The sequence below is a fragment of the Gluconacetobacter aggeris genome (assembly GCF_014174395.1).
Taxonomy (GTDB): domain Bacteria; phylum Pseudomonadota; class Alphaproteobacteria; order Acetobacterales; family Acetobacteraceae; genus Gluconacetobacter; species Gluconacetobacter aggeris.
Window position 1 is genome coordinate 486,644 of sequence record NZ_JABEQD010000002.1, and the last position, 18,358, is coordinate 505,001.

General features: G+C 60.7%; 22 protein-coding genes. 20 read left to right on the forward strand and 2 right to left on the reverse strand.

Annotated elements, in window-relative coordinates; all coding sequences use genetic code 11:
* The first annotated feature begins 131 nt into the window (after positions 1-131).
* The 17 genes from HLH36_RS04825 to HLH36_RS04905 all read left to right on the forward strand — a co-directional run bounded on the left by HLH36_RS04825 (position 132) and on the right by HLH36_RS04905 (position 14,853).
* Complete coding sequence (locus tag HLH36_RS04825) at positions 132-467, forward strand: hypothetical protein (RefSeq protein ID WP_182964287.1); 336 nt, start codon at positions 132-134, stop codon at positions 465-467.
* Positions 468-758: 291 nt separating this feature from the next.
* Positions 759-2,408: a flagellar basal-body MS-ring/collar protein FliF gene (fliF, locus tag HLH36_RS04830; protein WP_182985296.1), complete on the forward strand. Its 1,650-nt coding sequence runs from the start codon at positions 759-761 to the stop codon at positions 2,406-2,408.
* Between the two features lie 28 nt (positions 2,409-2,436).
* A complete protein-coding gene (gene fliG, locus HLH36_RS04835) occupies positions 2,437-3,453 on the forward strand; it encodes a flagellar motor switch protein FliG (protein WP_182985389.1) in 1,017 nt (338 codons plus the stop codon).
* A 38-nt stretch (positions 3,454-3,491) separates the two neighbouring features.
* On the forward strand, positions 3,492-4,211 hold the full coding sequence (locus tag HLH36_RS04840; protein ID WP_182985297.1) for a FliH/SctL family protein: 720 nt from the start codon (positions 3,492-3,494) through the stop codon (positions 4,209-4,211).
* Positions 4,212-4,228: 17 nt separating this feature from the next.
* Positions 4,229-4,600: a flagellar motor switch protein FliN gene (fliN, locus tag HLH36_RS04845; protein WP_182985298.1), complete on the forward strand. Its 372-nt coding sequence runs from the start codon at positions 4,229-4,231 to the stop codon at positions 4,598-4,600.
* A 12-nt stretch (positions 4,601-4,612) separates the two neighbouring features.
* Entirely contained in the window at positions 4,613-4,984 is a 372-nt protein-coding gene (locus HLH36_RS04850; RefSeq protein ID WP_182985299.1) for a hypothetical protein, read from the forward strand.
* 213 nt (positions 4,985-5,197) lie between these two features.
* Positions 5,198-5,905: a flagellar type III secretion system pore protein FliP gene (gene fliP / locus HLH36_RS04855; protein WP_182985390.1), complete on the forward strand. Its 708-nt coding sequence runs from the start codon at positions 5,198-5,200 to the stop codon at positions 5,903-5,905.
* Between the two features lie 593 nt (positions 5,906-6,498).
* Positions 6,499-8,001: a methyl-accepting chemotaxis protein gene (locus tag HLH36_RS04860; protein ID WP_182985300.1), complete on the forward strand. Its 1,503-nt coding sequence runs from the start codon at positions 6,499-6,501 to the stop codon at positions 7,999-8,001.
* Complete coding sequence (locus tag HLH36_RS04865; protein ID WP_182985301.1) at positions 8,001-8,300, forward strand: STAS domain-containing protein; 300 nt, start codon at positions 8,001-8,003, stop codon at positions 8,298-8,300. Before HLH36_RS04860 ends, HLH36_RS04865 begins: the two co-directional genes overlap by 1 nt.
* Complete coding sequence (locus HLH36_RS04870) at positions 8,297-8,680, forward strand: response regulator (protein ID WP_182985302.1); 384 nt, start codon at positions 8,297-8,299, stop codon at positions 8,678-8,680. Before HLH36_RS04865 ends, HLH36_RS04870 begins: the two co-directional genes overlap by 4 nt.
* Before the next feature lie 28 nt (positions 8,681-8,708).
* Positions 8,709-10,991, forward strand: a complete 2,283-nt coding sequence (locus HLH36_RS04875) for a chemotaxis protein CheA (protein WP_246376426.1) — start codon at positions 8,709-8,711, stop codon at positions 10,989-10,991.
* Positions 10,992-11,031: 40 nt separating this feature from the next.
* Positions 11,032-11,502, forward strand: a complete 471-nt coding sequence (locus HLH36_RS04880; RefSeq protein ID WP_182985304.1) for a chemotaxis protein CheW — start codon at positions 11,032-11,034, stop codon at positions 11,500-11,502.
* Between the two features lie 8 nt (positions 11,503-11,510).
* A complete protein-coding gene (locus HLH36_RS04885; RefSeq protein WP_246376428.1) occupies positions 11,511-12,341 on the forward strand; it encodes a CheR family methyltransferase in 831 nt (276 codons plus the stop codon).
* Between the two features lie 3 nt (positions 12,342-12,344).
* A complete protein-coding gene (locus HLH36_RS04890; RefSeq protein WP_182985306.1) occupies positions 12,345-13,382 on the forward strand; it encodes a chemotaxis-specific protein-glutamate methyltransferase CheB in 1,038 nt (345 codons plus the stop codon).
* A gap of 107 nt (positions 13,383-13,489) precedes the next feature.
* Positions 13,490-13,879 carry a response regulator gene (locus HLH36_RS04895; RefSeq protein ID WP_182985307.1) on the forward strand — a complete coding sequence of 130 codons (390 nt, stop codon included), beginning with the start codon at positions 13,490-13,492 and terminating at the stop codon, positions 13,877-13,879.
* On the forward strand, positions 13,876-14,436 hold the full coding sequence (locus tag HLH36_RS04900; protein ID WP_338030391.1) for a chemotaxis protein CheD: 561 nt from the start codon (positions 13,876-13,878) through the stop codon (positions 14,434-14,436). Before HLH36_RS04895 ends, HLH36_RS04900 begins: the two co-directional genes overlap by 4 nt.
* 30 nt (positions 14,437-14,466) lie before the next feature.
* Positions 14,467-14,853 (forward strand): hypothetical protein, encoded by a 387-nt coding sequence (locus HLH36_RS04905; RefSeq protein ID WP_182985308.1) that lies wholly within the window; start codon positions 14,467-14,469, stop codon positions 14,851-14,853.
* A gap of 70 nt (positions 14,854-14,923) precedes the next feature.
* Here the strand turns inward: HLH36_RS04905 and HLH36_RS04910 are convergent, their stop codons facing one another.
* On the reverse strand, positions 14,924-15,322 hold the full coding sequence (locus HLH36_RS04910; protein WP_182985309.1) for a flagellar biosynthesis regulator FlaF: 399 nt from the start codon (positions 15,320-15,322) through the stop codon (positions 14,924-14,926).
* Positions 15,323-15,551: 229 nt separating this feature from the next.
* Between HLH36_RS04910 and HLH36_RS20170 the strand changes: the two genes are divergently transcribed.
* Positions 15,552-16,547, forward strand: a complete 996-nt coding sequence (locus HLH36_RS20170; protein ID WP_182985310.1) for a flagellin N-terminal helical domain-containing protein — start codon at positions 15,552-15,554, stop codon at positions 16,545-16,547.
* A 147-nt stretch (positions 16,548-16,694) separates the two neighbouring features.
* On the opposite strand, the gene HLH36_RS04920 is transcribed toward HLH36_RS20170, so the two are convergent.
* A complete protein-coding gene (locus HLH36_RS04920) occupies positions 16,695-17,330 on the reverse strand; it encodes a hypothetical protein (protein ID WP_182985311.1) in 636 nt (211 codons plus the stop codon).
* Positions 17,331-17,692: 362 nt separating this feature from the next.
* Here HLH36_RS04920 and HLH36_RS04925 point away from each other — a divergent pair, with 362 nt between their 5' ends.
* Both HLH36_RS04925 and HLH36_RS04930 read left to right on the forward strand, forming a co-directional pair.
* Entirely contained in the window at positions 17,693-18,025 is a 333-nt protein-coding gene (locus HLH36_RS04925) for a flagellar hook-basal body complex protein FliE (protein WP_182985312.1), read from the forward strand.
* A gap of 10 nt (positions 18,026-18,035) precedes the next feature.
* On the forward strand, positions 18,036-18,311 hold the full coding sequence (locus HLH36_RS04930; protein ID WP_182964269.1) for a flagellar biosynthetic protein FliQ: 276 nt from the start codon (positions 18,036-18,038) through the stop codon (positions 18,309-18,311).
* Positions 18,312-18,358: the final 47 nt, after the last annotated feature.

The following is an 18,358-nucleotide window of genomic DNA, read 5'->3' on the forward strand; positions in this document are numbered from 1 at the left end:
AATGATGCCACCAGTTGTGAAGGCACACGTGCGCGGGCATATTCCGCGTCATTCATCCATGCTGTATTTTGGATCGACCAGGCGCCACGCGACCGGAACGCAGTGTTACTGAGGGGCAGGAACTAGCAGTCATGACAATCAAGCGCGGAGCGATGGTTCTGATGACCGCACTTCTCGCGGGCTGCTCCGCCGACACCGTCACCCAGCATCTCACGGGCCGTGAGTGCAATGCCGGTTATATCCAGGAAGGCGAGGATTGGTGCGCGCCGCCGGCAAGACCACCTGTTCCGCAGCCATACTGTACGCAAAGCTGGAATGGCGTAGATTGCTGGGGCCGTCCGGACCAAATGCCAAATGTCGCGCGGCAGGTAGCCCAAGGACCCACCGGCCTGACTCAAGACCAGAATGCAGACCGACTGAACATGGACGTCAAACAGGCTCCGCCGACCAACGACTATCTTCCCTGATACAGTGAAACAGAACCTAAGTTTCGGAACGCGCACCCCCGCTCGGCAGATGCACCATCCGTCTGTCGTCTCATGATGAAATCCGGTTTTTTGGGGTTTTCGTCATGAATTGCCGTTTCTCCCTTCCTGAGAAGACGGGCTGCGCTATGATGGCGGCACAGTGCTTCCGGATCGCCTTGATGCGCCTGACAGCGCGATGGCAACGCGAACTGCAGAGATTTCGAATGATCAAACTTCCTGGGGATTGCGTGAAGTCCCGGTCCAGCGCTGTATCAACGTAGCGGTTTCCTTATGCAGAATTTATTGGCCGGCCTTAAGGGGCTGGGGCGTACACGATTGATGGTGATGGGGGCTGCTGCTGCAGTCCTCCTTGCTGCAATCGGTATCTTTGCCTCCCGGACCAGCGGCCAGTCGATGGCCCTTCTTTATGGTGGCATCGAGCTCAACGAAGCCGCCCATATGGTCGACGACCTGACCAAAGCCCATATCGCCACCAGAACGAGCAACGACGGCACAAGCATCTATGTGCCGCAGGACCAGGTTGCCAATGCGCGACTGCTCCTCGCCAAGGACGGCCTGCCGAGCGGTGGAAGCATCGGATACGAACTGTTTGACAAGAGCGCGACTCTCACCAGTACGCAGTTCGAACAGACGATCAACGAAACGCGGGCCATGGAAGGCGAACTGGAACGCTCCATTCGTCTCATCCAGGGGGTGCGCAACGTTCGGGTTCACCTCGTCCTTCCTCATCGCGACCTGTTCTCGACCCAGACCAGCCCGTCCCAGGCCAGCGTGGTACTCGATATCGGCCGCGCGGGCCGTATCGCGCCGGACGGTATCCAGGCCATCCAGAACCTGGTGGCGGCAGCCGTCCCCGGCCTGCGTCCGCAGAATATCTCGATCGTCGACACCCGCGGTGACGTCCTGGCCAAGCCTGGCGATCCGGACAGCACGGATGGGCAGGAAGCCTCGCTCGACAAATTCCGTCACGCGGAAGAACAGCGCCTTGCACAGGCCGCCGAAGAGATCCTGGTGCCCACGCTGGGCAGCGGCCATGTCCGCGCGCGGGCGGCCGTCACCATCAATACGGACGAAATTCGCGAAACGGAGGAAAGCTACGATCCCAATCAGCAGGTCCTGAGATCGCAGCAGACGACATCTGACAAGAGCGTCAATACCGAAGCGACGCCGAACACCTCAGTCGCGAACAACCTTCCTAATGCCAATGCGAACCAGAACAACCGCACCGGATCCAACGATGACCGCGAGGAAGAGACCGACAATTACGAGATCGGCAAGCGGGTCCGGGTCATAAACCAGACTCGACCAAGAGTCTCCAAGATCAGCCTGGCCGTTCTAGTAGACGGCACATACGCCAAGGACAAGAACGGCAACGATATCTGGAAGCCGCTGGACACCGCCGAGGTCGACAGGCTGACAGCCTTGGTCAGGACGGCTGTCGGCTACGACAAGAGCCGTGGCGACGAAGTCAGTGTCGTTTCCATGCGCTTCATGTCGGACCAGGAAGGCAGCTTCGCAGCGGACAAATCCAGCCTGTTTAGCCGCGATAACATGCTTTACGTGGCCGAATGGGTTGTTCCCATCCTCCTGGCGGTCGGCGCAATCTTTCTGGCGGTCCGGCCCATGCTACGACGCGGCAAGGATCTGCCGGCGCTTCTCGCGACGACGCACCTGGAATCCTTGCCGGGCGGGCCACCGGCCGCCGCTGCCGACCTTCCGGGTCAGGGCGCACCTGCCCTGGCCGCCGCCAAGGACGATGAAGACGAGACTATCTCTATTGCAGGGATCGAAGGCAAACTGCGGATGGCCGCGCTGGCAAGAGTGTCGGACCGTATAGAGCAGAGCCCCCGCGAGACCCTCTTCATTATCCGCAACTGGCTGTCGGCTCCCGATATCAAGAAAGGACGCGACCGTGAGTGAAACCGCGATGGAAGCCACGTCGGGACTCATGGCGCCCTCACCCCCTGTACTCCGTCTGTCCGGCAAGCAGAAAGCCGCAGTCCTTATGTTGGCCATCGGACGCGACAAGGCAGCGAATTTGCTGAAACTGCTGCATGAAGACGAAATCCGCGACATTTCCATTGCGATGGCCAGCCTCGGCATCGTGACGGCTGAAACCGTTGAGAGCGTCTGCCAGGAATTCACGAAGAACTTCGAATCGCCGGACGGGCTGGTGGGTACATATGAAACCACCGAGGAATTCCTGCGCCGGGCATTACCCCCCGACCAGGTTGAAAAGATCATGGATGAAATCCGTGGCCCCGCTGGCCGGACGATGTGGGACAAGCTGGGCAACGTGCAGGAAACCGTATTAGCCAGCTACTTGCGCAGCGAATACCCGCAGACCGCCGCGGTTATCCTGACCCGTCTGCAGCCAGCACACGCCGCCCGCGTCCTGACATTACTACCGGACGATTACGCCACCGATGTCATGATGCGGATACTGCACATGGAGACGGTGCAGCGCGAAGTTCTGGACAGCGTCGAAGCCACGCTGCGTTCCGAATTCATCTCGACTCTCGGCCGGCCGGCCCGGCGGGATAGCTACGAATTGCTTGCCGAAGTCTTTAATAATTTCGACCGCAAGACTGAGACCCGCCTGATGGAGGCGATGGACAAGCGCAATCACGACGATATGGAAAAAGTGAAGGCGCTGATGTTCACCTTCGAAGACATCAAGCGGTTGCCGCGCGACTCGCTCATGCGGATCATCAACGAAATCGACCGAGAGAAATTGCCGCTGGCCCTGAAGGGCGCCTCCGACACCATCCGGAAGCTCTTCCTGCAATGCATGTCCAAACGTGCCGGCAGCATCCTCCTCGAAGAGATCGCGTCGCTAGGTCCCGTCCGCGTCAAAGATGTCGAAACGGCACAGGGCGAAATCGTCGGCATGATCAAGAATCTGGCCAACGCCGGTGAAATCGACCTGACCGAAACCGCCGGCAATGACGAGATCATTCCGTGACCTCTCCATTTTCCTCCGGCTGGTCGGATCTGCCTGACATGGGGGAAGAAGGTGCCCGCCCCAAAGCCGCGCGGGCGGCCGACAGTAGGCGCGCGCCCCGTCCATTGATCGACCTGGAGGATTTTGGCACGGCCCCGGGGCTCGACCCGGACCGCATCGCGGCAACCGAAATCCCTGCCGCCGAGCCCACACCCGATCCCAACCTTGTCACGATGCATTGCGACGACCTCGCGTCTCTGCGCGAAGCAGCGTTCCGCGAAGGCCTCGAGCAAGGTGCGAAGGAGAGGGAGGAGGCGCTGCGCAGCGAATTCGTATCCCGTCTGTCGTCTCTCGCCGCGGCGTTCGAAACCGAGAACGTACGTCGGCATCAGGTCGTCGAGGACGCTACCCGAGCCTTCGTCGCTGCCGTGGTGGAGATCGTCGGGGGCCTGCTGGCTCTGGACGGCACGATGCTTGTCGGGCTGGAACGCGACCTAGTCGCGGACGCGGCGTGCTTCGCCAGGGAATGCGAAGGCGATGTCACAATCCGCTGCCGGGAGGCCGATGCGCATTCTCTGGGACCGGTCGCCGGGACAGACGGGCGCATTCGTATAGAAACCGTACCCGATACCGGACCCGCTGCCATCAGTATCGTTTCGGCAGCGAATAACATTGTCATCGATCCGCAACAGTGGCGAAAATCAATTGCGGAAAAAATTATCACCGCCGTCACGGCACTGGCCGGACAGCGCGCAGATCAGCCAACACCGAAGGCTTAGACCAGGCGGAGAGAAACATGAACTCGGATAGCGGACATATCGGACTGGAGGATTTCTCCACCAACGCGTCGGCGGCGTCTCCGGCCGCCAGTACACCGGAACAGGGCGACAAGGACGCGAGCACCGTCGGCGCCAGCCAGATGGAGGCAGTCTACGATATCCCGGTCCGAATCACGGCCGTCATCGGCACGGCAACGATGCCGGTCAGCCAGCTACTGCGGCTGGGCCGCGGCGCGGTCGTGGAACTGAACAAGAAACTGGGCGAAGCGGTGGACATCTATGCGAACAACCGCCTGATTGCGCGCGGTGAAGTCGTGGTCGTCGATGATAACCATATCGGCGTGACGATGACAGAAATCCTTTCCTCGTCGCCGGCCACGCAGGGCTGAAAGGGGCAGAATATGTCTGGGACAGGCCCTCTTACCACGTCCCAGACGGGATCACTGGCGTATGGTATCGGGTCGTTCGCATGGCTCGCCTATCTTGCGTCGTTCGCGATCGTCATCGCACTCATTCTCCTCAGCCGCCACGGGCTGAAATATCTGGAGCCCTATCTGCTGAAAGGGCGCCGGACCCGCACTCTGGCGATCGTCGAAAGCTTGGCCGTCGATCAGCGTCGCCGGCTCAGCATCATACGATGCAATAGGAAAACGGGACTGATCCTGACCGGTGGCGGAAACGACCTGTTCCTGGGATGGGTGGACGAGCAGGGCGCCTCCCCTCCGCCCATTCTGCCATCGGCCGCCCAGCCTTCGGATATCCATGCCGGCTGATAGCGTGCCAGCCCGAAGCGCGGAAGCCTGCGTGGTCACCGGCGGGCCACCCTGGGAATGTCTTATGAAATCTTACCGAACGTCCCTGAATGCGGATTCGGAGCTTCATCGCAATCGAGATGAACAGGGGAGCATGACGCGTTGACAGTCCGACTGCTCACGAGCCGTCCCACCGGTTCCGGGGCCATCATCACCGGCATTCTGGCCTTCGTGATGCTAGCTGTCATTCCGGATCTGGCCCAGGCGCAGGCTCTGACCCTCGATCTCGGCAAGGGGCTCGGAGACGCGGGCACGACGAGTCGCCTCATTCAGTTAACAGCGCTCATCACCGTGCTGTCCCTCGCCCCCAGCCTGCTGGTGATGGTCACCGCGTTCACACGCATCATCATCGTCCTGTCGCTCCTGCGCGGCGCCATTGGCGCGCAGGGAACACCGCCGAATACAGTGATCATCGGACTCGCGATGTTCCTCACCTTCTTTGTCATGCAGCCGGTCCTTGAACAGTCCTGGACCCACGGCATCGTCCCCATGATGGAAGGACAAGTCAGCGAGATCGATGGTCTGAAGGCGACGGCCGAACCCTTTCGCACCTTCATGCTTGCCAACGCCCGACCGGCCGACATCGCGACCTTCCAGCATCTGGCCAATCTACCGACGCCGAAGACGGCGGCCGAAACACCCTGGCGGGTCATCATGCCGGCTTTCATGATCGGTGAACTCAGTCGCGGCTTCGAAATGGGTTTCCTGCTTTATCTTCCGTTTCTCGTCATCGATATCGTCACCTCGAGCGTGCTGATGAGCCTGGGCATGATGATGCTGCCCCCGGCGACCATCTCGCTGCCGTTCAAGCTCATCTTCTTCGTCATGGTCGATGGCTGGCAGATGGTGGCGGGCGGCCTGGTCCGAAGCTTCGGCGGATGAACGAATCATGATGGTCCCGCCATGTCGGGGCCGGATGAATGAACGCGTTCCCGCATCATCCGATTGTTCAACAGGCGGGAAAACATATCCGCTGCGACTCGCAGCCAAAACCCGAATCCGGTAGAAGCGGCACCCCACTCACGATAAGATTTAACGACTTATTAATTGATTTAGGTCATGCCCGACATCAACACCTGAAGGGTAAAAGAGGTCTTCTCCCTGGCCCTTCTCTCGGGAAATGCTCCGTTCCGGCGGCGGCAGACAAAGCGGGAATGGCCGACAGGCAATGCAGGCGTTCGAAGTTGGCGAGCAATCTCATGCAAGGATCACGTCCTGCCGTCCGGCTCCAGGCGGGCCGACCGGGAAAGCCCGCCACGATCCTGCATCGTGCGCCACAGACCGCATCCAAATAAAAACATCTCTTTACAAGCGCCCCCAGGGGCCTTGGAGAACAAGCACCAGCCCATTATCCTCGGCGCAGGGCAGTAGGAAGCCGTGAAAAACCATCGGAATCCGGCGTGCCATCGAAGCGAGACCGCGCGTAGCTCCACATGACGGCGCCCCGCCAGGTGTGTAAGGAAAGTTAGATCAGCATGTTGAATTGGCTGTATCGGGACGCACCGTTCCGGAGCAAGATCAGAACCGTGATGCTGGGTCTGGAAGCCTATCTGTTGCTTCAGATCGTTATAGAAGCCTTCGGATATTTCATTCATGAACCGATCCAGCACATGTTCTTCGTGAACATGTGCGCCCTCGCCTTTGGTGCGGTCGTCGTCCAACTGATCTGGTTCATGCTGACGCGCGTAGTGACGGAGCCGCTTGAGACGCTGACCGATCTCGGCGAACGGCTTGGGCGTGGCGAAATTTCCGGCAATGTACCGTTTCTTGAAAACCAGGACGGTACCGGGCGCATGGCCCGTGTGATGGTCGAATTCGCCCGCATCGTTCAGGAGCAGAACGCGGCGCAGGCCCGCCAGGCCGCCATGGCTGCGGAAATTCAGCAATCGCTCGAACGCAGCCAAGCCCGCGACAAGCAGACCCACGAAGTGATCGACGCCCTCGGTTCCGCCCTGGCGGACATGGCGCGCGGCGATCTGCGGACACGGATCACCTCCACGATTTTCAACGGCGAATTCGCCCCCCTGCGCGACGCATTTAACAATTCGGCGTCGCACCTGAACGATGCACTGCGCGCCCTGGCCAGCAATTCGGAACTGATCGCGACTGGCGCCACCGAGATTTCGACCGCGTCCGACGATCTGGCGAAACGAACGGAGAAGCAGGCCGCCAATCTCGGTCAGGCCGCGGCTTCGGTCCGCACCATTACCGATGGTGTCCAGCGCACGGCCAAAGCCAGCTCCGAAGCCAGTTCCGAAGCGAAACAATCCCTGGACAAGGTGAAGTCGGCCACCGATATCATGACCGAGACGACGCGGGCCATGGATGGCATCAAGAAATCATCCGACGCGATCGGCGAGATCATTTCGGTTATCGACGGTATTGCCTTCCAGACCAACGTGCTGGCCCTGAACGCAGGCGTCGAGGCCGCCCGGGCCGGAGATGCCGGGCGAGGCTTCGCCGTGGTCGCGCAGGAAGTCAGGTCCCTTGCCGAAAAATCCGCCAAGTCGGCCAGCGAGATCAAACGCCTGATTTCCGTCTCGGCGGAGCAGGTCGACAAGGGCGTCGACCTGGTGCAGCAGACCGGACGGTACCTGAGCGAATTCGCCGGCAGCACGCAGAACATTTCGACGCGGGTAGAAGAGATTTCCGTCTCCACCCGCGATCAGGCCCAGCGCCTGTCCGAAGTCACCGCGTCGATCGGCGACATGGATCAGGTGACTCAGCAGAACGCCGCGATGGTCGAGGAAACGACAGCCGCCAGCCATAATCTCACGGCGGAAACCAGAACGCTGACCCAGACCATCAGCCGGTTCAAGGTCGGCAACGATCATCGGGAAAGCCTGTTCGACGAAAGCGCCTTTACTATTCCCTCGGGACGGGCGCCGGCGTCCAAGCCCCCGCGGTCGACCAATGCCAGCGTGTCAGCCACACCGCTGCTGACCACCTCATCCGATCAGGGATGGGAAGATTTCTGATGATCGCTGAAGACGAAGCAGGCCCCACGCTCTCCATCGCCCCGGTTCCATTGCCAGAACGCCTGGACACTGCGGCGGTCGAGGCGCTCAAGGATCTTGTCACGCAGGCCGAGGTGACGGGTTCCGCTCTGGACGCCTCAGGCGTTGCGTATATCGGCGGCCTGTGCCTTCAGGTTCTTCTGGCAAGCGGTCGCCCCCTGGTCGCGCCGTCAGAGAAAGTCAGGGAAGCGTTCGCCCTTTTCGGGGTTAGTGAATGCCTGTCAGAACCTTCCACTTCCTCCAGCGAGCTTTCAGCATGACGGAAAAAAAGATTTTGCGTGTTCTGACGATTGATGATTCCCGAACCATGCAGGGCATGCTGCGCAAGGCGCTGGAAGAAGCCGGCCACGATGTGATTCAGGGTGCGGACGGCGTGGAAGGCATCGAGGTCCTGGAAAGCGCCAGCCCCCCTCCCGACGTGATCATTACGGATATCAACATGCCGCGCATGGATGGTTTCGGCGTGATTGAGTCCGTTCGAAAGATGGCCGCGTTCAAGCATCTGCCGATTATCGTCCTGACCACGGAAAGCGATCCGGAGAAGAAGGCCAGGGCCAGGGCAGCCGGGGCGACGGGATGGATCATCAAACCGTTCAGCTCCGACAGTCTGGTTGCGGCAATCCGTCGGGTAACGGCCTGAAAAAAGCGGGGACGGCATGAGTTCCGATATGGACGATATCCTCCAGATCTTCTTCCAGGAATGTGACGAGCAGCTACAGGAGCTCGAACGCGGACTCTCGGCCTTGTCAGACGGCGAGTCCGAGCATGAAACCGTCAACGCTGTCTTTCGCGCCGTGCATTCCATCAAGGGTGGGGCAGCGTCTTTCGGGCTCGATAACCTTGTGCGGTTTTCGCACGTCTTCGAAAATTCTCTCGATGGCCTGCGTTCGGGGCGTTTCGCGCCGACCCACGACGTCGTCAAGACCTTCCTCAAGGCGATGGACGTCCTGAGCGATCTGGTCAACGAGGCCCGCGGCGGCGCGGCGGTCGATCCGACGCGCGTCGCCGAGAGCCACGCCGAACTGGCAGCCATCAACAGCATCGGAGGGGATCATGGCGGCGCCGCCTCGGCAGCGACGACCGAAGACGTCATTCCGGCCGATTTTTCCCCTGTCCCCATAGATTTCGAACCCGTCGCGGCGGATTTCGAACCGATTCCCTTTGATTTCGACTTCGGGGAAGAGAAACCCGCACCGGCCGCCGCCGCGCTGCGCGTGACCTTCCATCCTCATGACACGCTGTACGAACGCGGCGACGATGCACGAAACATCCTGATCGGCCTGGCCGACATAGCCCGGGAATGCGGCGGCGAGATCCAGACCAGTTGCGACAGGTCGGCACTCCCTCCCCTCGCCGATCTGGTTCCCGACAAATCCTACGTCACCTGGCATATCGTCCTGCCGCCCGAGGTCTCGGAAGAAAGCGCCAACGCGGTCTTCGACTGGGTCAGCGAAGACTGCGATTTCTCGATCGTCCGCGAATCTGCCGAGGACGAAGTCCCCGCGGAACAGGACGGAGAACAGGCCGAACCGGCGGAAACGGAAGCCGCAGCCGCCCCCCCTCCCGAGGAAGAACGCACGGCAGAGCCCCCCGCCCCCGAGTCTGCGTTACCGCCTGCAATCGAGGCACTTCTCCCCATGCCGGTTGCGGCGGCGCTCGATCTCCATGCCGGCAGCGCCACCACGCCCCCTCCGGCCACCGGGGCCGCGCAGGCCGCCGCCCGCAAGCCCGAGCAGGCATCGATTCGCGTCGACCTGCATCGGATCGACGACCTGATGGATCTGGTCGGCGAACTGGTGATTGCGCAGGCAGCGATCGAATCCCTCTCCCGCCGGACCGATGCCGCGGGACAGCATGAACTGGTCCAGAGCATCAGCAGCATGCAGTCCCTCACACGAGATATCCAGGATGCCGTCATGGCGGTACGGGCCCAGCCCGTCCGCGCCGTCTTCCAGCGCATGCAGCGCGTGGTGCGCGAAGCCTGTTCCATGACCGGCAAGGACATCGTCCTGACGCTCGAGGGCGAGGATACGGAAGTCGATCGGACTCTGGTCGAAAAGCTGACCGATCCGTTGACTCATATGCTGCGGAATGCCGTGGATCACGGCATTGAAAGCACGGAAGCCCGCATCGCCGCCGGCAAGCCGGCGGAAGGCCACATCGTCCTGTCCGCCGAGCACCGGTCGGGTAGGATCCTGATCACCATCAAGGACGACGGCGCCGGCATCAACCGTCAACGCGTCTTCGAGACGGCGGTCAAACGGGGCATCATCCCGCCCAATGCGGTCCTGTCGGATGACGAGATCAACAACCTGATCTTTATGCCGGGCTTTTCGACGGCAGCGACGGTTTCCAACCTCTCCGGCCGCGGCGTCGGCATGGATGTCGTCAAACAGGCCATTCAAAGCCTGGGCGGCAGAATCACGATCAGCAGCACGCCCGGCAAGGGAACCACATTCGGTTTCAGCCTGCCTCTGACCCTGGCCATTCTCGATGGCATGCTGATCGCCGCCGGCGGGTCGACCATGGTCATTCCGATCTCGTCGATCATCGAAACCATGATCGTCAAACAGAGCGATATTTATGCCCTGCCCGACGGCAGCAACGTGATTTCCATCCGCGGCGACTGCATGCCGCTGATTCCGCTGGCCACGGCGCTGAAACTGTCCGACGCACCGCCACGCGATTCCCTCGATGCGTCGATCATTCTTGTCGTCGAGAACGAATCCGGTGCCCGCGCCGCCCTCATTGTCGATGAAATCCGGGACCAGACCCAGGTTGTCATCAAGAGCATCGAGAGCAACTACCGGCAGATATTCGGCGTATCGGCGGCAACCATTCTCGGTGACGGCAGCGTTTCCCTGATCCTCGATGTCTCGGCGCTGGTGGCCTCCGCCATTGGACATATCGACAGCAAGCCATCAAACACCCGCCCGGAACTGGCAGCCTAGCCGTACCATACGGCAATCGACATTTAAGCAGGGAATCAAGATGACGGAGCAGATCGAACTCAAGAGGGCCACGGACCCCAGGATCGTCAAGATGATCGTGTTCGCCATCGGTGTGCAGGAATATTGCATTCCGATCCTCAGCGTTCGCGAGATCCGTGGGTTCGAAAAGACCACGACCCTGCCTTTCGCTCCCCCCTATGTCTGCGGAGCCATCAACCTGCGCGGGATCATCCTGACGGTGATCGACCTCGCGATCTACCTGAACGTGCCGCCGCAGCCCGACAATCCCCGCCGGGTCGCGGTCATCGTCGAATCGAAGGACGGCGTCGTCTGCGGACTGCTGGTGGATCGCGTCATCGACATGGCCGATATCGACCTCAAGGACGTGCAGGCAGTCTCTGAGGAAGGCAGTTGCCTGGCTGGGCTGGTACTGGTCGATGACCGGATGATCGGTATCCTGCGCCTGGACACCGTCGTCGGGCAATTGGTCGGGGATACGGTTTCCGAATGAAAGACCTGATGCCGGCCAGTGAATCTGAATATACGGATGCCGATTTCCAGAGAGTCCGGCAGATCGCGCGCGAGCAGGCAGGCATCCATCTTCCCACGACCAAGAAGGCCCTCGTCTATTCGCGCGTTTCCCGCCGGGTGCGGGAACGGGGTCAGGGTTCGTTCCACGCCTATCTGGATTTCGTGACCTCGTCCGCCGGCGAGGGCGAAATGCAGAACCTGATCTTCGCCCTGACCACGAACGTCACGAGTTTCTTCCGGGAAAAGAACCATTTCGATCATCTCGAATCCGTCGTGATCCCCCACCTCGCCCCCCAGGTTCGTGCGGGCAGACGGGGACGCATATGGTCGGCCGCCTGTTCCACGGGTCAGGAGCCCTGGAGCATCGCCATGTCCGTCATGACGACCTTTCCCGATGCGACCTCGCACGATTTTCGCATCCTCGCGACCGACATCAACGCCAATGTCGTCGCCCAGGCCACTGAAGGCGCTTACAACGCCGAAGAGGTCGAGGCCATTCCCGCCGGCAGGAAATCGCAGTTCATGGAGCCGTCCGGCGACGAGGATTACCGGTTTGCCGGCCCGATTCGCCGACTGCCCGCATTCCGCGTCCTCAATCTCAATGCCTCCTGGCCAATCCAGGGGTCTTTTTCAGCCATTTTCTGCCGGAACGTCGTCATCTATTTCGATGACGCCACCCGCGAACGCCTGTGGCAGCGCCTGGCCGACAAGCTCGAACCTGGTGGCTTTCTGTATGTCGGCCATTCCGAGCGCGTATCCTGTGCAAGCACGTGCGGTCTGATACAGGTTGCGCCGACCATTTACCGAAAGGATCATTGAAGCGTGGAGAAGCCGATAAAGGTTCTCGTGGTTGACGATTCACGAACGGCAAGGGCCCTGATCCGGCGCTCCTTCGCGCAGCATCCCGATATCGTCATCTGCGGTGAGGCGGCGAACCCGATCGAAGCCCGAGACCTGATCATCAAGGATCAGCCGGACGTGATCACGCTCGACGTCGAGATGCCGAGCATGAACGGCCTGCAGTTTCTCGACAAGATCATGCGGCTGCGCCCGATTCCCGTCGTGATGGTGTCGGGCTTGACGGCGCGCGGAGCGGATATCGCGATCACCGCCCTGCAGATGGGCGCGTTCGATTGCTTTCCCAAACCCTTGTCCGTGACGCCCGGTGACGACGCCTTTGCTGGCCTGGCCCGCCTCGTCCGGCAGGCGGCCCATTCCCCCGTCGCGAAATTCCAGCGCAACGATCCGGCCTCCGCGCAGCAGCACCAGAAAGCCTGGTCCCACGATTTCAGGCTGGTTGCGATCGGCGCGTCGACAGGCGGGGTGGAAGCCCTGGAACAGGTGCTGTCGGGTTTCCCGCGCCAGAGCCCGCCCATCGTCGTCTGCCAGCACATGCCGGCCTTGTTCACGGCGAGTTTCGCCAACAGGCTGAACCAGAAGATCGAGGCCCTCTCCATCAGCGAAGCCCGCAATGGCGAAGTCCTGCTGCCCGGCATGGTCCGCATTGCACCCGGAGGCGACCGCCACATGTCCGTGGAACGGCGCGACGGCCAATATGTGACACGATTGCTGAAAGCCGCCCCAGTCAATGGTCATTGTCCATCCGTCGATGTCCTGTTCGACTCCGTTGCGGAATATGCGGGCAACCATGCCATGGGCATCATCCTGACCGGCATGGGGCAGGATGGCGCCGAGGGCCTGCTTGCAATGCATCGGGCCGGAGCCTGGACAATTGCGCAAGACAGGGCATCCTCGGTCGTCTATGGAATGCCGCGGGTTGCCGCCGAACTCGGCGCAGCCTCCCAGATCGTCCCCCTTGATCAGATCAGTGCTGCCGCCATGAACGCCCCAATACGCTAATACGAGCTGAATAGCGCGCGATCACGCATTACTGCTATGCGCGCTCGCCATGCACGACGACTGATACCGGCGTGCCTCGCCGGACCTCAAAGGGAAGGAGGAAGAAAATGCCCGCGGCTTCACAAATCAGGGTCCTCATTGTCGATGACCAGTCTTCCATTCGCCAGATTCTGGCCAACAGCCTGCTGCAACTGGGCTTCGCCCATGTCGCGCAAAGGAAGGACGGCAAGGAAGCCATCGAGTACCTTGGCCAGAATCCGACGCATCTGGTCATCTCGGACTTCAACATGCCGGTCATGGACGGACTTGAACTGCTGCGTGCGGTCCGGGGCAATCCCAAGACGCAGAAGGTCGCATTCATCATCCTGACCGGCGAAGCCAGTCGGGACCTTGTTCAGGAAGCAGTCAAGGCAGGGGTGAACAATTTTCTCGCCAAGCCCTACACGGTCGCAAAACTGCGCGAAGTTCTCGAAAAGGTGTTCGGACCCATCACGTGACCCCCCCCCTGACACCGACGACGGTTGTACAAGGCGAAGTCATCGTTTCGAACAATCCGTCCGCACTTCTCGTGACCCTTCTGGGGTCCTGCATTTCGGTGTGCATGTTCGATCCGGTGACCGAGGTTGGCGGCATGAATCATTTTCTCTTGCCCGGCGGGGGCGAGAGACATGGCGGCACCGCCATGCGTTTCGGTGTCAATGCCATGGAAAAGCTCATCAACGGCATCCTGAAGGCAGGCGGCAAACGCGACCGCCTGCGCTGCAAGGCTTTCGGAGGGGCGGCCATCGTCCCGTCCCTGGGTCGCATCGGGCAGGAAAACAGCGTCTTTGTCCTGCAATATCTGGCGGACGAAGGCATTCCCTGCATCGCACGGAGCCTCGGCGGCACCCAGGCCAGGCGGGTGCGGTTCTGGCCGACATCCGGAAGAGCCCAGCAGAACCTGATACAGGATGGCCAGGCCATCGTCCGCCAGGAAGAAGCTTATAATCGGCAAGAGGCCGAAGCCGAACGCAGATGGGCACGCGAGGCCGGTTCCAGCGTTGAACTGTTCTGATCACCAGAGCGTGGAGAGAGAGACATCGCGATGACCATGCGTGCCACCGTCACCCAGGGACCGTCGGACTTGGAAATCACAGTGCATGACACCGTCTTCAAGGTCATGCATCTCCTGGACATGGCCGGCGAAGAACTCGCAGGCGCCCAGCAGGTCGTCGCGGAATGCATGCGCGATACCTCCATGACCAGTTCGGAAATATATCGCCTGCAAAAATTAGACCTGGCGACGCAGACGGTCGCATCCGTGGCAACGGTGCTGAGAAACCTGATGTCTCTTGCCCCGACCGGGATCGCGGACACTGTAAGCGTGGCCCACCTGTATGAAGGAATCACGCTGGGGGATGTCGTACAGGTCCTGAAGGGCGAAAACGCGCCGAATCAGCCCACAATGGCCGGTGAAATAGACCTCTTTTAAATCTCGTCATCTCACAAGACCGCTGCGCTCAGCCCGGAGCGGAAGCCGCCCTGGACCGGTAGCCTTCGGGTTACGCGGACGCAGGACCAGTTCCCTGTTCGTTTCCTCTTCCCGGAACCATTTCCAATCCGGCAAGGACGTTTTCCGCAATCTCGATGAGAGGCATCAGAGACAGGCTGGAATCCAGGATAGCTCTGATGCCATATTTCTGAGCCTGATCCGCCATTCTGACAAAAAGCTTCCGATCATCCTCGACGGCCAGCCCATTATCCAGAATGTTGGCCCTCATGATCATCGACCACAGGCGTTGATGCCTGTCCAGCACCCGATTGCGGACATGCGGATCGGAAGTCTGGCTGGCGGCTTCCAGTTCGTCGATAAGCATTCTGAAACAGACGGATTCGGCTTCCCTTCCCGTCAGGGCGGATTCCGTCACGGTCTGATAAGCACGAAGTGCCGGATGAATCATCGTCGTACCATCTGCGATTAGTCATACTCGATACTGGTCGTTCTAGCCTATTCCGTTGTTCAGGACCATCCCGCCCAGACCGCCGGAATGGAGAACTCCCAGCCTTGGCCGACCACATTTTACGTGAAAATTCTCTTCGGGGTCGCGCTGGTAACCTTCTCTTAGCCATTTCCCGATTTTCTGGCGTTGACCTGGTCCACCCCAGGATAGCCAGCATGGAGAAAATGCCGTGAGCCTTTCCATCAACAACAACGCCTCTTCGAAAATCGCTATCGAGACGCTGGATGCCGTCCAGCAGAGCCTGAGCAACACACAGAACGTCGTTTCGACGGGCCTGAAGGTTTCCACTGCCGCCGACAATGCCGCCGCCTTCGGCATCGCGCAGCAGATGCAGGGCAACGTGTCCGGCCAGAGCGCCGTGAATGACGGCCTGTCCTTCGCCGCTCAGACCGTCAGCTCGACGGCCAGCGCCGCCAACCAGATCATCAGCGTGCTGCAGGAAGTGCAGACCGCCGTGACCTCGCTGGGCAACAACCAGGGCAGCCCGGCCTCCCTGGACCAGATCGGCACGCAGATCACCGCCTATCTCGCGCAGATCGACACCATTGCCCGCAACGCGACGTTCAACGGCGTCAACCTGCTCAATGGCAGCACCACGGACGGCCTCGGCGTCACCTCCAACGATCTCACCTACGTCACGGGTCTGCAGGGTGACAGCTCGACCATCACCGGCTTCAACTCATCGATTGCTTCCTATATGGGCGGCACCCCGGTCGCGGGCGCAACCAAGTTTACAACGGGCACGACCGTCACCGGCGCAGCCGGCACGAGCCTGACGGACGCGCTGGGTCTGACGACCGGCAGCGGCACGGGAGGCACCGCTCCGACCGCCAATGTGTTCGAAACGATCGGCGGTCACCTCGGCTCCAGCTTCACCGGCACCAATAAGGTCGCCGACATGATCGCCCAGGTCCAGTCCGCCATCAAGGCGATGACCTTCGTCACCTCCTCGCTGGGTGCGAACTCCAACAACATCACCAACATGACCACCTATGGCACGACCATTTCCGACAACCTGGGCAACGGCATCGGCGCGCTGACCAACGCCGACATGGCGGCCGCCAGCGCGAAGCTGACCTCGCTGCAGACCAAGCAGCAGTTGGCCATCAAGTCGCTGACCATCGCGAACTCGCAGTCGCAGAACATCCTGTCGATGTTCCAGTAATCCCGTCCTACGCTTATAGTGTAAGATGGTCAGTGCCCCCGGCAGTCGCCGGGGGCATTTTCATTTATGCCTTGTCCGGGCCAATTGGAAAAAAGGCCAGCCCGGGTGTCACGAATTCGGGCCGCTCCCCCGAGCGGTATCAGGCCGTCATTCCACAGGTCCGTTCAGTATCCGGACGGCCAGCACGATCGGGTTCCCGGCGGAATCCGTTCCAGTCTGAAAGCTCTGCCATTTTCCCGCCGAAAACACCCATGTGCCGGCAAAACTCGCCACAAATCCATGCGGCCTGCATGTTCCGTTCGCGCCGTCCTGCTGCGGCGCGTCATCCCTTGCGCTACATTGTGCGATATCGGCGGCGGCAAGAGGAACATAGACGGTCGCGTCCATCTGCGCGGTGCGGCCACGAATCTGTATCGTTCCGTCGACACCCGTCTTCTGCCCCACCGAACCGCCCGTCACCGCTTCATCGGGCGCGCCGCGCGTCACGACATCGGTGAATTTGGTTGCATCCGTCGCGCAGACTTCCACCGAGGCCTCGCCGATCGGCAAATTCGGGTCCGCTTCATTATTCTGTCGCGTGATCGCCTGGATCTCGGCGATATGGACCCCACCCGCCGGACAGCGAAGACCGTCGTCTCCGATATGCGCGGTCGTGCCGACCCCGCTGCTGCCCCGGGCCATGCCAGCCCCGCAACCACACCCCAGCAAGGCGAGCAACGCGGTCGCGCAGGCCAGCAATTCCCTGCCGGCTCCGGCGCGGGCACCGTTCACCGAACGTCGCATATCGATTCTATATCACCTGTCAACGCCGTACTCCATGTACACGCAGCCTGGCGATCCTTTGTCGCCATGCCACGACGGCTCCGACGCCCCACGACTACTGGCGCGCGCGAAGACATCCTCTATCACGATACATATCCGCCGCACAGCATCCGACAAGCCTCGATTCCCACGAAGATCCTCCCTTCCCCCAACAATCCGCCCGGCGATTCCGCCCCGTCCAAAGCGGTTCCGATCAGTCATGGTGTTTTAATGAAGGGTGAAAACTACCGCCCTTGCCGTCAAGACGAGACTAGGATAGGCAGTGAGGCGCAATAACCTGCCAGGGATATCCTGCAAGGCAGAAGGGGCGCGGCACGTACACGATGATCAGCGACATCACCACACGCAGCTTCGATGCGCTCAATGCCTACGGACAGACACAGAAGGCCTTGCAGCCTTCCACCGATGACACGCAGAACGGCCTCCCCACCGACAGCGTGTCCAGCTTCGGCAATGTTCTGGACAGCGCGCTCAAAAACGCGATTCAAACCGGCAAGACGGCCGAAACGATGACGGCCCAGGGCCTCTCCGGCAAAGGCAGCCTCACCGATATCGCAACCTCCGTGGAAGAAGCGAAACTGACCCTGCAAACCGTCACCACGGTTCGGGACCGCATGGTGCAGGCCTATCAGGACGTCATGAAGATGTCGATCTAAGCTCTCGCACATGCATCATACGGTCGATGTTCACGAAATACTTCGTCAGACCCTGCTCGTTGCAGTCAAGATGGGCGCACCTTCCCTTCTGTCGTCCCTCTGCGCGGGCATCCTGGTTTCGTTACTTCAGGCCGTAACCCAGGTAAACGAGGCGACATTGTCTTTCGTGCCGAAATTCATGGCCGCGACAGCCGCCCTCATGCTGACGGGTTCGTTCATGTATGCCACGCTCCATACATATGCGCAGACCATCTTCGACCAGATGATCATGGTGGGCGGTTCGTGAAGACAGGCCGCACTCTGGCGGCGACCATTCTGAAATGACGGGGGATC